16 protein-coding genes are annotated in these 13514 nt (G+C 46.8%); 6 read left to right on the top strand and 10 right to left on the bottom strand.

What is annotated here, in order from left to right:
• Positions 1-21: 21 nt before the first annotated feature.
• The 7 genes from Pan54_RS04215 to Pan54_RS04245 all read right to left on the bottom strand — a co-directional run bounded on the left by Pan54_RS04215 (position 22) and on the right by Pan54_RS04245 (position 6624).
• Positions 22-1062 carry a hypothetical protein gene (locus Pan54_RS04215; RefSeq protein ID WP_146502320.1) on the bottom strand — a complete coding sequence of 347 codons (1041 nt, stop codon included), beginning with the start codon at positions 1060-1062 and terminating at the stop codon, positions 22-24.
• Positions 1062-2228 (bottom strand): multiheme c-type cytochrome, encoded by a 1167-nt coding sequence (locus Pan54_RS04220; protein WP_146502321.1) that lies wholly within the window; start codon positions 2226-2228, stop codon positions 1062-1064. Before Pan54_RS04220 ends, Pan54_RS04215 begins: the two co-directional genes overlap by 1 nt.
• 48 nt (positions 2229-2276) lie before the next feature.
• Entirely contained in the window at positions 2277-2705 is a 429-nt protein-coding gene (locus tag Pan54_RS04225) for a hypothetical protein (protein WP_146502322.1), read from the bottom strand.
• A 168-nt stretch (positions 2706-2873) separates the two neighbouring features.
• On the bottom strand, positions 2874-3956 hold the full coding sequence (locus tag Pan54_RS04230; protein WP_146502323.1) for a DUF1559 domain-containing protein: 1083 nt from the start codon (positions 3954-3956) through the stop codon (positions 2874-2876).
• Between the two features lie 40 nt (positions 3957-3996).
• Positions 3997-5082, bottom strand: a complete 1086-nt coding sequence (locus Pan54_RS04235) for a DUF1559 domain-containing protein (protein WP_146502324.1) — start codon at positions 5080-5082, stop codon at positions 3997-3999.
• Positions 5083-5127: 45 nt separating this feature from the next.
• Positions 5128-5586 carry a carboxypeptidase-like regulatory domain-containing protein gene (locus Pan54_RS04240; RefSeq protein WP_146502325.1) on the bottom strand — a complete coding sequence of 153 codons (459 nt, stop codon included), beginning with the start codon at positions 5584-5586 and terminating at the stop codon, positions 5128-5130.
• Positions 5587-5679: 93 nt separating this feature from the next.
• The gene (locus tag Pan54_RS04245) at positions 5680-6624 is read right to left on the bottom strand and encodes a DUF1559 domain-containing protein (RefSeq protein ID WP_146502326.1); all 945 of its coding nucleotides are present in this window, start codon (positions 6622-6624) and stop codon (positions 5680-5682) included.
• A 429-nt stretch (positions 6625-7053) separates the two neighbouring features.
• Here Pan54_RS04245 and Pan54_RS04250 point away from each other — a divergent pair, with 429 nt between their 5' ends.
• From Pan54_RS04250 to Pan54_RS04275, 6 genes are all read left to right on the top strand, one after another.
• Positions 7054-7617, top strand: coding sequence for a helix-turn-helix domain-containing protein (locus tag Pan54_RS04250; protein WP_146502327.1), 564 nt, complete (start codon positions 7054-7056; stop codon positions 7615-7617).
• Between the two features lie 396 nt (positions 7618-8013).
• A complete protein-coding gene (locus Pan54_RS04255; RefSeq protein ID WP_146502328.1) occupies positions 8014-8772 on the top strand; it encodes a response regulator in 759 nt (252 codons plus the stop codon).
• Between the two features lie 184 nt (positions 8773-8956).
• Positions 8957-9283, top strand: a complete 327-nt coding sequence (gene cutA, locus Pan54_RS04260) for a divalent-cation tolerance protein CutA (protein WP_146502329.1) — start codon at positions 8957-8959, stop codon at positions 9281-9283.
• A gap of 100 nt (positions 9284-9383) precedes the next feature.
• Positions 9384-9869 (top strand): thioredoxin-dependent thiol peroxidase, encoded by a 486-nt coding sequence (gene bcp, locus Pan54_RS04265; RefSeq protein ID WP_146502330.1) that lies wholly within the window; start codon positions 9384-9386, stop codon positions 9867-9869.
• A gap of 148 nt (positions 9870-10017) precedes the next feature.
• Positions 10018-10206 (top strand): Flp family type IVb pilin, encoded by a 189-nt coding sequence (locus Pan54_RS04270; RefSeq protein ID WP_207310034.1) that lies wholly within the window; start codon positions 10018-10020, stop codon positions 10204-10206.
• 92 nt (positions 10207-10298) lie between these two features.
• A complete protein-coding gene (locus Pan54_RS04275) occupies positions 10299-10586 on the top strand; it encodes a hypothetical protein (RefSeq protein ID WP_146502331.1) in 288 nt (95 codons plus the stop codon).
• A 181-nt stretch (positions 10587-10767) separates the two neighbouring features.
• Here Pan54_RS04275 and Pan54_RS04280 read toward each other — a convergent pair whose 3' ends face one another.
• The 3 genes from Pan54_RS04280 to Pan54_RS04290 form a co-directional block, all read right to left on the bottom strand.
• Positions 10768-11121 carry a hypothetical protein gene (locus Pan54_RS04280; RefSeq protein ID WP_146502332.1) on the bottom strand — a complete coding sequence of 118 codons (354 nt, stop codon included), beginning with the start codon at positions 11119-11121 and terminating at the stop codon, positions 10768-10770.
• 39 nt (positions 11122-11160) lie between these two features.
• Positions 11161-12405, bottom strand: coding sequence for a hemolysin family protein (locus tag Pan54_RS04285; RefSeq protein WP_165441574.1), 1245 nt, complete (start codon positions 12403-12405; stop codon positions 11161-11163).
• A 284-nt stretch (positions 12406-12689) separates the two neighbouring features.
• Positions 12690-13481, bottom strand: a complete 792-nt coding sequence (locus tag Pan54_RS04290; protein WP_146502334.1) for an LssY C-terminal domain-containing protein — start codon at positions 13479-13481, stop codon at positions 12690-12692.
• Between the last annotated feature and the right edge of the window lie 33 nt (positions 13482-13514).

Raw genomic sequence — 13514 nt, forward strand, 5'->3', positions numbered from 1 at the left:
CTTATCATGATTCGGAGGAAATTAAAGGACCTTTGCCTGACGTGGTTTTTTCCAGATCATGCCATCAAAACTGTAATGCAAAAACGCAACCATGAGATTGATCGCCGCCCAGATTTTGACGGCTCCATGCTCCATCACCCAGGCTCCTGCACCCAGCACGATCACGAAGACCACCAGATAGCCAATCCAACGAGAGCCGACATACCCGAAGAGATCTTTTCTTTTGACAACGCGAGTGGACTGCATCGACCAACTGACGATGCCGAGATATTCCACCGCATGAAAGAGTGCCGAAGCCAGTGCCAGTTGCAGTACCAGTTTTTCGGATTGAATGTGGACGGCAAGCAGCAAACAGGTAAAGAGAGTCATCACACTTGTTGTGTACAATGCCCCAGTCCAGCTTTCTGCCCAGCGGTGACCAATGCTTGCAATCCACTGCTGCATCACGATCAGTACTGGAATGGCAAGCATGAGATAATCAAGCTGGAATAACCATTCGGAAGTTTGTTCGTTACTCCAACTCCAGCCTGCAACCCGGGCAATGGCATACAGGATAAAGCTGCGGTACAACCATTTCTCGCAACGTGGCCAGATCGAATTACTTGAGGACTGCCCTCTAGAATAAATCCGATAGATTCCATGATGTTGAGCAGCGAAATGCCAGGCATTCCAAACATAATCGACAGCCATCAGACACAATAACGATCCGACAGATAGCCACAGCAAGGACATACTTCCCACAATTAGCAGAGTCACGATCAGATATTTATTGATTCCCTGGGCATACTTTTCCCGATCTCCAAAGACAAGAAACAGAGTGATCCATCGATGTGGAGTTGTGACGAAAAAAACTTGCCAGAACAATAAAGATTCATGGGCACGCAATCCTCCCCAACCATCAATCAATAAGATCAAAGGCCAGTACAAATTGCAGATGAAAATCAGATCAAACCAGGAGCCAACCAGGTATTTTGATTTTTGTTGATCACTGGTGCGAGATGAGTTTTCGAGATTCTGATATTCTGGAGAAGTCAAATCAGGAGAGGCCACTGCGGTCGCCATTATTTCTCTCCTTCTTTCTGTTGGACAACGCGAATCCAATGATCGACAAATTCAATCCCGTTATTCCATTCCCGTTTGGGCATGTGACAACTGATGCAATTGTCCGTCGCGAGATCCAACTGTTGATCTCTGTCGCACTGGCTCTGATGAGGTTGTGAATGACAATTCAGGCAAGTTTTCTGATATCTCTCGATATTATGCGAAGTTTGATCGTGAGGGTCATGGCAAGTAGTACATGTGAGCGAACTGGGACCTGCCTGATAGCAGCGTGCCTTTTTTAGCCGAAAAGGTTGAAAACGGATCTGGTCTTTTTCTGGCGTACTCGCATCCACCTGATCACGATGGCACTGGGCACACAACTTCATTTCCACTTGAGGATCTTTGAGATTCACCATCGGTTTATACTGTTCAGCTTGACCAACCAAAGCCGCCTCGGAGTGAAACCGACGCGGGCCATGGCAGCGTTCGCAACTGATATTCGGCTGCCAGTTGACCTCCGAGAGTGTTTGACCGGGAGCAGGGCCGAATGTCATGTGGCAGCCGAAACACTCAGTCACTTCCTGCGCAGACATGTCTCGGCCACCACAAGAATCAATCGAAGCTCCATGCGGCTTATAATCCGATTGCCCCGGCGTTCGTCCCAGTTTGTTGTGATTCGTAAACCAGGTCCAGCAATGTTCCAGGCCTGCGTTCTCGTCTTCTAAAATACTGACCGCAGTTTGCGCATGAGTGGCCGATCCTAACAGCCAGTCAACGCGATTGATGACCGTTTCTTCCTGACCAGACACCTTCGCAACAAAGCCTTTGTCCTCTAAAGCGAAGTCAACTTTTCGGCCATCGCTGGCATCTTGATAAGTCGTTCCCATGAGACGTCGAGCCAGCTCAGACTCATCCATTCGAAACGCAGTGTGCGAATGTCCGGAACGCTGATGAGCAGCCGACTCGTTCGGATGGCAGGAAACACATGCCGCATCCCCTGCAAATTGTGTCGCAAGCAATGTTTCCCATTGCTCGCGAGCACGATTTACAGAGCCCGCATTCTGATGTGGTTTTTCCGAATCAGCACCCTGAGGAGAGCTGCGAGAAAGCCAGAGGATACCCGTACCGGTCAGTACAACGACTAGCAATATCAACCGGAGGATTCTCTGCTGGAATGATTTTAACATCGCCACAAATTGCTCAATGAGAGAATGCGTCTTCGAAAGGAGCCTCAATTATTCGAGAGGAGCATCCTTGATTTTCCACTCGTCGCCTTCTTTGGACAGACTCCAGGTGACGTTCCGGGTTTCTTGCTTACCCGAATCTACTTTGGCTGGCTTGTCCGAATTGCTCCCGTCACTGACACCTGTGGTCACCTGGACTTCTGCGGTTGCTTCGTCGCCAGAAATAGATGGCTCACCGACCACTTCATAATTACAGGTTGCATAATCTTTACGATTGGCTGGAGATGTCCCAGCGACAAAGACACTGGCAAAAGAGCTGTCTTCCATAGCCGCATCGCCCAGCGCGGCGATGGTCGCATTGACTTCCTGAGAGGCACTTAAGGAATCGCGATAATTACTACCGCAACCGACTGAAAAGAGCATACTAACAAAGCCGCAGGTCACGAAAAATGTTTTGAAATTAATAATTGTCGAATGCATGATTTCGATTCTCATGGAAATAAATTTGAATACTGACGTGAGAAAAAAATAAACAGCAACGAGGGCGAGGCTCGCATTCTCTTAGCAGCCCCGCCCATTGAAAGGGACTAAGGTATCGATTTATTACTAAGGAAAAAATTTAGCCATTACTGGAGTGAGCAGGAGATCTTAATATTCTCCAACGACTTCTTTTCCACGAATTGTGTTCAAAGCTTGCCAGACTCCCAAATCGATATTTTCTGAAATAAATCGAATTGACGCATCTCCCAGAGCCGCATTAACACCCCCTTGGTGATAGCTGCGTGCTGAAGCAGTGACGGTTTCATTGTCGGTGATCTCTGTAGATCCGCAGTACATAATGTCGTTGGAGTTCAGAGTCGTATCACAGGAGGCGATAATATCATTGATTTTTGAGTTTGGTGTATTAGCAGCTGAGAAAATCGAGGCTCCCATGCCGGGATTTATCCAGACACCCCTCAGGTCTGTCGCATCGTCAACAACTTTCAACTCGGAAAGAATGACCGTATTCGACATCCCATCTACAAAATCGGCATCAGAATTCCCTTTTCCTGATTGAAAACCATCTCCCGATCCACCAACTGCTGGGGCAATCTCTGTTTGATCCACATAATGACACCCAAATGCTCCACGGGTGTCCTTGTCTTCCCAGGATAGCATATTGCTGGTTCCCCAACTTGCAGCGTACGTTCCCTTGGCCAACGCCTCCAAACCGTAAGTCCCGTTGGAAAAGTTTTCCCGAATCGCAGGATGTGAGGGGCAGAGCATAAACTTCAATTGATCGCGACCAATATTTCCAAATGTAGCAGAAGCTTCACAGTGATCACTTGGGTTTGCGGTATGATCTGTTGCATCACCCAGCATATCTTCATTACAGGATGTAATCTGATCATGTAGACCGGGTTGTTCCATAAATGGAAACAGATTGCAAACCCAGTTGAATCCCATCTCGTTAACGCTGACCTGCCACCCTCCCGTGCGGTAGCGATTTCCGCTTTCATCATAGTTCACGTATCCCGGAGGAAAAGAACCATGAGTGTCGAGATGATTGTGCAGAGCTGTTGCCAGTTGCTTCATATTGTTCTTGCAGGACGTTCTTCGAGCCGCTTCACGAGCCTGCTGAACGGCTGGCAGCAATAAAGCCACCAAAATGGCGATGATCGCGATAACGACCAATAGTTCGATCAAGGTGAACGCCCTTCTCGTATAAGTGTGTAGTTTTCTTGTATTCATTTTCTTTCTCCTCGATAAAAATAGAAATCCAGTAAATCAATTAATAGTCGCCAATGACTTCATTGCCTTTAATCGTGTTCAACGCCTGCCAGATCCCAAGGTCGATATTTTCGGAAATGAATCGGACAGAAGCATCCCCCAGTGTGGCATTCACACCTCCCTGATGATAACTCCGAGCCGCGGCCGTCACTGTTTCATCATCTGTGATTTGAGTTGAACCACAGTACATGATGTCATCGGAGTCAAGGGTGGTATCGCAGGAGGCGATGATGTCATTGATTGTTGAGTTGGGGTTATTAGCCGCAGAGAAGATCGAAGCTCCCATGCCCGGATTCATCCAGACACCTCTCAGGTCTCTGGTGTCATCTACAACGTTCAGCTCTGAAATAATGACCGTATTGCTCATGCCATCAACAAAATCAGCATCGGAATTCCCATGTCTGGCTTGAAATCCATCACCTGATCCACCATGCAGTGGCGCGATTTCATTTTCGCTCACAAAGTAACAACCGAATGCACCACGAGTCTGTGAATTTTCCCAGGAAAGCATATTCCCCGTTCCCCAGCTGACCGCGTAAGTTCCCTTAGCCAAAGATTCAAGACCGTAGGAGCCATTGGAAAAATTATTTCTGATTTTGGGATGAGAAGGGCAGAGCATAAATTTCAACTGATTGCGCCCGATATTTCCAAAGTTTGTATTGCTTTCGCAATGGTCGCTCGGATTGGAAGTCTCATCGGTCGGGTCACCAAGCAAATCGCTATTGCAGGCTGAAACCTGATCGTAAAGAGCTGGCTGCTCCATGAATGGGAAAATATTGCAAACCCAGTGGAATCCAATTTTATTAATCCCGGTTTGCCAGCCTCCTGTACGGAATCGATCTGCACTTGGAGTAAAAGAAACGTAACCGGGAGGGAACGAACCATGAGTATCGAGATGATTGTGCATGGCGGTACCCAGCTGTTTCAGATTGTTCTTGCAAGACGTTCGCCGTGCCGCTTCGCGGGCTTGCTGAACTGCCGGTAACAGTAATGCCACCAAGATGGCGATGATCGCTATGACGACCAAAAGCTCGATTAAGGTAAAAGCTCTTCTCGTATAAACTTCCAGCTTCTTTACAGACATCATCAGCTTTCATTATCTCTAGAATTTAAATCATTGCGGAATCGAAAATTATTGAGCAGAGCTCATCAGTGTAAAATTAAACTCATCTTTGCCTTCTTCCACTAAGGCTCTCAGTTCCGATTGCACATTGTATTGCGGAGGAATAAGTTCTTTGGCTTTCGGCTCTCCCGTCTCTTCATCAATCACCACATCAGAATCGTTGACTCCCTCGATGACTGTTGAAGTGCTCACTTTTACAATTTTGCTCCCGGGAGTGACTCCATTTTTCTGACGGTCAAACCGTAGTTGATACTTACCGTCAGCATTCGTGATGCCGTAAGACATTCGCGAGTTCGCTTCATCGATAAAACTGACAACGGCTCCTGCGAGTGGCTGACCGTCAAATGTGACTTTTCCACTGACGTCAATCAGATCGATCATGTCATAGTTGGGAGTCGCCTGACCATAACCACAACCTGAAATGCAAACGAACAGTGAACAGAATAGAGTGCAAATAATTGTTCTCATCGCTCTTATCAAAACCTATCTGCGGTAAAGTTAAACTTGTGATAAAAATGTTTAGCCAACCATTGCCCGACAGTGAATGACTCTCAGTTGAAATTAGAAATCACCGTTGACTTCGCCACCCTTGAGCGTAGCCAATCCACGATAAAGCCCCAGATCGACGTTCTCTGAAATGAATCTGACAGACCCATCTCCAATGCTGAACTGGGCTCCTCCAGAGTGATAACTTCCGAAAGAGGTCTCGATTTCATGCCCTGTATAACTGGCATTGAGATGAGCATTAATCGGTGCCCAGGTCGATCCGCAGATTTCAGTAAACTCTGACCCACCTGTACCACCGGCGACCCAGCCACCCGTTTGAGGGGCGCCAATTTGCCAGAAATCCATTGCCTGGCCATCTCGGCCAAATTCTGGATCGGTGAAAGATTCACCGATCAGAATTGTGTTCGAAAGTCCGTCGACAATGTCTTTGAATGACGTAGAACTGATGCCATAAAATGCACCGTCCAGATTAGCCATCTCTAAAGCAACAGTAGCTCCAGGCGGCAAAGATGTTGCATCGTCCGAGGCTGCAACAGAAGAAGCGACGCCGCGATAACTGGCAGGAACGCGACGGGCGATTCCATTAAAATCCATATGTTCTTTTACGGCTATGCTTGGGCAACGATATGTGGGAATCACTGTTTCAGTTGCCGTCTGGTTAGCAGAACCTGACGACCAGTTACCAGCTCCCGATTCCGCCCAGATCAGAGTGTCGTAAATATTACCCTGTTCAATTTGCGGCAGGATCATGGCCGACCAGGCAGTCTCTCGTTCATCCCATCCAAATGGAAGGACATTATGCGTATCGTGATAATTATGAAGTGCCAGCCCGAGTTGTTTCAAATTGTTTTTGCAGGAACTTCTTCGGGCTGCCTCGCGTGCCTGTTGTACAGCAGGTAGTAATAGCGCCACCAGTATAGCGATGATCGCTATTACAACTAAAAGTTCGATAAGTGTGAATGCAGATCTTAATTTGAGTGAAGGTCGGGTTGAATTCATCAGATTCTCCGGTAGGTTGCTTCCGTAAAGCAAAATGAGGTGGACTTGAGGTCATGCATAAATATGTTTCACGAGTGGACATCGACTGAAAAGATTAAGGCCCGTTAACAATAATGTCTTTAAACCACCTAAGAAACATTGGTGACTCAGAATCTACAGGTGTCATGTTAAGAAATGACAAAGACTTGGTGATAAATTTGAAAGGAATTCGTATCGATTTTGGCTTTGGTATCAGCTATCAAATTCGTGACGTTTTAAGCACATGTTGACGTGGGGAATTGCTCCGCTGATCGGGGTTTACTTATGGATTCGACCCTGCTGGCAAGTGCGGTGAGTGTGCTGCCTTTGCGATGTTAATTTACAAAGAAACGACAGAAAACGCATGACTTATAGTCGCATCGGCATGTGTTATTTGTATATTATTTTCAAATGAATATCGTCGAACTTGCCCAAAGAATCAGAACATTACGACTGGATCGGAGGTTAACACTTGAAGAGGTTGCCTCGCGGACCGGCCTGACCCGCAGTTGGTTATCCAAGGTCGAGAACTTTCGAGTTACTCCGTCGTTGCCCGCCCTTGGGCAGATTTGTTCTGCCTTAAATGTGTCTATGTCTGATTTGGTTAAAGGGCTGGATGAGAAACCGCCCATCGCGCTGGTTCGCAAAGATGAACGCCAGGTCGTGGAGCGAAATAACAGTGAGGGTAATACCACGGTTTATGAGTCATTGGCTCATAAACGACCGAGCAGGATGATGGATCCGTTTTTGCTCACTGTTCCGCCAGGAGTCGCCAGAGACGAACTGCTCGCACATGATGGTGAAGAGTTTCTTATGGTTCAGCAGGGAATGATTGAGTTTGAAATTGATTCACAGCGTCTCATTCTTCGTGCCGGAGACAGCCTCTATTTCGACAGCAATCTCCCCCATCGTATTATTAATTCGTTCAAACGAACCGCCATCGTACTCTGTGTTTTTCTTGACAACTCCGGCTGATTGAGTAACCCGTTGATTCTCCCTGTTGCAGGTACTCCAATTGATATTGACTATGTTTGCATGCAAGTAGAGTCATTGGACTTCGTGTTTAAATTCCGTCTAAGCAGCAGGGGATCAATGAATTCCTGTGGGGCATTCCAATTGAGTGAATTGTAAAAATGACTAGCCCTGAGCGATTCCTGAGGTCAACTTGACATTTTATTAAAATTGTGCTTGCCAAAGTGAAATTTGGTTGTTACACCATACGATGTGGTCAGTTTTGTGGATGAAAAATATCCAGTTTATAAGTGAATTCCACAAGCTTTCCTCTGGTCGCGTATAGGAACAGCGACTGCCAGGGTGGGGCCGCCTGATTTTTTAAAAGCGATCTAATTCCATTCGAGAAAGGATGCTCGCATGCTCGTATTATCACGCCGTGCAGATCAACAAATCGTTTTCCCAAACCTTGATATTAAAGTCAATGTACTGCAAATCAAGGGGAAAGTCGTCAAGCTTGGGATTGAAGCTCCCCGGGATGTTCCGATTTTGCGTCCGGAATCCTGCGATGATTTCGACTTTACTGCACTCCAGAATAATATCGAATCTGGTGTCGACCGTCACCAACTCCGCAATCACTTGAACGCCATCAATCTTGGCTTGAAGCTCTTCCAGAAGCAGACCGAAGTCGGTATGGAAGGTGATGCCGAGAAAACGATGCAGCGTGTCATTGATGAATTGCAGAAGCTGGATTCCTCAATTGGTCAGGCGAAATCGAAAGTCAAGCCAGCCAGTTCCTCAAAGGCTCCGCGTTTACTTGTTGTCGACGATGATGAAAACGAACGGACTCTGCTCTCTGGCTTACTGAAAATGCACGGTTTTGATGTCGTTACCGCAGCCGACGGCGTTGAAGCTCTTGACCAGCTTTCCAATGGCGAATTGCCTGAGTTCGTTTTGCTGGACATGAAAATGCCCAACGCGGATGGGCCGAGTACGATTCGTCAAATCCGTGGCGACTCCCGCTTTAATAATGTGAAAGTCTTCGCTGTCAGTGGAACCTCTCCACGAGACCTGGGTGTTGACTCTGGTATCGAAGCCTGGTTCCCCAAACCGCTTGATCCTGAGCGTCTGATCTCCGCAATGACTAAGGATAGTCCGAATACAACGACGACCATTTAAGGTATAACTAGATTATCAATGAACCACGGATGAATGCGGATCGACACAGGTAGAAATATCCGTGCAAATCTGTGGCTATCCGTGGTTCTTTTTTTTATTCGCAGGTCAGGCTGCCTGACGAAATTCGCTGTCACAATGGATTCATCAGGCACAGCCTGACCTCCGCCTACTGTAATAAATCGCTATGTCTCAAACGGGTTGCCAATTAATCTACAGCACAACGTCCTCAGTCGAGGAAGCGACCTCAATAGGGAAGACGCTGGTCCATGAACGGCTGGCTGCTTGTGTCAATATTCTGCCGGGGATGCAGTCGATTTATCAGTGGCAGGGGCAAACTGAAATGGCTCAGGAGGCGGTTCTACTGGTGAAAACAACGACTGATCACTCTCGTGAAGTCATCGCACGAATTGAAACCCTGCATAGTTACGATTGCCCGGCTGTGGTCGTTCTCGATATCGCAACTGGTTCCCTCAATTATTTGAATTGGCTGCGGGATCAAGTTGAGGAGTAATTCAGAACAACACAACTGAGGATTGCTGTTCTGGTCTGGGTGACTATCATAAAGAGAACTCAAATCTTTGAGACTAACCCAAGATATGAAAGATCCTCAAATGAGCGAAACAAGCACACTCAGTGTTGGCAAAGCTGCACCCGCTTTCAATCTGCCTGCTTATCCTGCCGGCAAAGTTCGCCTCAGTCAGTTCAAAGGCGAAAAGAATGTCATTCTCTATTTCTACCCGCGAGATGACACGCCGGGCTGCACGAAAGAAGCCTGTGGCTTTCGAGATAATCTCCCCAAGTTTGATAAACTCGATGCCGTCATCCTGGGTATCAGTGGCGACTCGGTCGAATCGCATGAGAAGTTCGGTAAGAAGTTTGATCTCCCATTTACGCTTCTGGCTGATGAAGATCATGCAATCGCCGAGAAGTATAGCGTGTGGGTCGAAAAGAATAACTACGGCAAAAAAAGCATGGGTATTCAGCGAGCCACGTTCCTGATTGACAAAAAAGGGAAGCTCGCGGCGATCTGGCCGAAAGTAAAAGTTGATGGTCATGTCGAAGAGGTTGCAGAGAAACTCGGCGAACTCGATTCGTAATTTACCAATAAGTGTTACTGCGATTAAGCCGCCACGGAAACCATAAGGTTCCGTGGCGGTTTTTGTTCTTAAAATTCACAATAAACAATTTGACAATCGATTTTCCCGACCTAGGCTTAAACGAAGCTTTCAAAATTGGGGATCGTCTGTGCTGAAAATTCTATCAACAATTCGCTCATTTCTTCGCGATGAAGATGGTCCCACAGCTGTTGAATATGCCGTTATGCTCGCAGCAATTTTACTGGTTGTTATAGGAACCGTAAGACAAATCGGCTCAACAAGTGGCGGTATCTGGACAGACAATAACCAGAAGATGGAAGATGCCGGGATGAAGTAATTTCATTTCCAGCACTGAGTTAAGAATCTCGATTAAGTCTCTGCTTAATACACTCCCACAAAACTTATTCAATTTCCAAATTCTGGAAATTCATGCCTTGTGGATCTGCGATTCCAATTTTCAATCCGCCAAAAGTCGGTGCCAGAAAATTGAAAAGAGTTGCGACAAATGCTGACGCAAAAAATGTAGTGAAAAAAGTAGAGATTGAAAAAAGAATTGACATTGTCCACTGGATATCTGAGAAGCTGAAACTAAATGATCCACTGGAAATCACGTGTAAATTTTCCAGCAACATGACTAGCTGTGCCATCAATGGCCAAGCCAGATATCCCAGTGCTGATCCGAAACTTGAGAGGGTCGCAAATAAGAGTGATACCTGAAGGATACTGACAGAGACAATTCGCATCGTTTTGCTTTCTGTTTGTGGTCGCTGAAAATCATTGAATGTGGGTGACTGCAGATAAGTCATTCAACGCGAATTCAGTGCGACTTACAACTCAAACAGAACAGCACAATCACAAACGACGCCTTTCGATCATTTCAGGCGAAATGAAATCTCAATCAGAAATCCTTCCCCGCGATAAGATCTTCATTGCCAACCATTTTGGGTTCCGCGATTCCAATCTTAAATCCTCCGTAGAGGGGGGCTACCATGTTGAAGAGGGTAGCAATTAAAAGACCAGTAAGAAATGAGATGACGAAGGTCGTGACCACCCACAATATATCATGGACAATTTGCATATCGGCACGATTCTGCACGATCTCTGTCAATGAAATAAAGCCTCGCGTTCCGTAGCTCCAGTTGAATATCCAAGTATGAAAAAATCGTAACAACCAGTTCAGAGAAGATCCGATGGTCACGATAACAGAATACAGAATTGCAAACTGAATGATATCGAATGAGATGATACGCAAGAGTTTTCTCCTGAATTAAAAAGCAGGCAGAAACTTTCCTTATGCAGAAACGGGAATTGTTTCGTCTTTTTCGATTCTCAATTTGATGAGCCGTCGTTTGTCGGCTTCGAGGATCGTGAAGCGGATATTCTGCCAAGTAAGCGTTTCCCCCTGCAGAGGGATTTTCCCGAGTTGCGTGAAGACAAAGCCGCCGACGGTTTCGTAGTCGTCATCTTCTGGCAGAGCAAATGAGAACTGCTCGTTCAAATCGTCGATATGCACGCGGGCATCGACATCGACTGTGCCGGGATTGATTTGCTTGATTTCTTCTTCCTGGATTTTGTCGTATTCGTCTTCAATGTCGCCGACAATTTCTTCCAGAATATCTTCCATGGTCACAAGCCCGACGACGCCGCCGTATTCATCGAGCACAATTGCCAGATGCACATGCTCTCCCCGCATCCGTTCCAGAAGTGATTCAATTCCTGTCGACTCAGGAACATACAGCGGCTCTCGGAGAATATCGACCAGAGAAATTTCTTCAACCGGCGTCCGTCCCAATTGCTGCAGCAGGTCTTTCGCGTAAAGAATTCCGACCAAATCATCGGGCGATTCCCGATAGACTGGGATGCGAGAATGACCGACTTCGATCAATTGCTGACGGACATCATCGATCGGAGTGTCGATCTGAATGCAGATCATTTCCGTTCGCGGTGTCATGACAGCGGTGACGTCTTCTTTCTGGATTTCCATCAGTCGTTGAATAATACGGCCAGCACTGGATTCAATAATCCCCTCCCGTTCGCCCTCGTCAATCACCGTGCGGATTTCTTCAGAGATCAGTGTGGGCTCATTATCGTTGGGGTCGACTCGACCAGCCATGCGGTGGAATAATGTATCTGCAGCATCAATTCCATAGAGTACTGGAGTCATCATCCATGTTGCTGCTGCGAAGAATGGCCAGGCGAAAAAGAGGAAGATTTCACTGGCGACGCGGGCCAGAGAACGAGGTAAGGCAAAGCCGAAAATCAGTACAATCAGGGCGCAGACAGTCACACCGAGTGGATCGGGGGATTGTTGAAAACTGGTGACGACGTAAGCAAACAGACTCGTCAGAAACAGCAGCTCGGCCGTGAGCGTAGCATGTTCATCAAGCTTGAGGATTTGCCCTAGTCGTTTCTCTTTTTCGTACTGTTTACAGATTGCTTCCAGACGACTCCGGCTGAACTCACGCAGACTGTTGAACGTCAGGGAAAAAACAAACAGGCAAACGCCTAATGTAATGATAATGAGCGATGGGACCACCGCAGTGTTTGACCTCGTAATGTGGGATAACTCAGGAAGAACGCGACAGCAAAGCCACCCCTCCGTCATAAAGGATTTGTATTCAAAGGCTAGCTCTAAACTCCTTAGAACACAAGTCTTTTTAAAAATCCAGGGTTCCTTGGAAGCATGTCCTCAGAAATCTACGGAACCAGGCAGGACTGTTGATTAAGGTTTTGGCTAAATTATGCTCAATTTCATGCAGTTTATTTGATCATGTCATTAGCAACTGAAGTTCAGAAACATGTCTAACTATTGATGTGAATTCAGTTTCGTTGCAGTCTAATCTTAATGATGCCGACACCAAGGTCACCGTCGGTATGCCAAGGGTCTCCACCGCCATTCTTTCCTTTGAGTTCTTGATGAAATCCCTTCTCAAGATACATCTCTTGCAAATCATTGGTCTGCTGCAGTGATTCGAGCAAGTGATCCCGTTCGGCATCGACATCGGCTGCGATGTGATGTGTGATCTGACCGGTTGTATGACTCAGTCCGACGCGCTCATCGTAAGTCGCCGATCCAATCCAGAGATGTCGATCATTCTGGCTGAGATCCTCCGTCTTCCACAAACGAACATGGTGACGATGGCGTGGGTTATCTCCGACAGGTTGCTCATAGGCCAGGTCTTCCTTGCGGCCGAACAAATATAAATTACTGACCGGGGCTTTGTTGTATTCCCTTTCAAGCACGGTATCGAACCCTATCCTCAAGTCGCTTTTCAAGCCAAGCGCGTCAGCGGGGTACCATTGAGCAGCCTGAAGAATTGTTTTCACGTCATCCTCAGAGCCAATCAAGCCGACGTTGAGAGGATCCCCCGGATGACCATCGTGAGTTTTGGTGATTCGAGGGTTGTCGTCAAATGTAGGATGCTTGCGGGCGTAGTGCACCCAAACTCCGGGAGCGACGAGATACGCGATGACAAAATAGAGGATTAAAAATCCAATCAATCCTCTGACAACTGGATTTTTGAAATAGGGCCACCGGGAAGGTGCACGACTATCAGTTAGAGGCTCGTCCAATTCGAGGCTTTCGTAATTAAGGAAAATTATTGAATCCATTCAGCATATCAAGATTTCCTGAAAGCCACTTAT

This window comes from Rubinisphaera italica (assembly GCF_007859715.1).
GTDB lineage: Bacteria > Planctomycetota > Planctomycetia > Planctomycetales > Planctomycetaceae > Rubinisphaera > Rubinisphaera italica.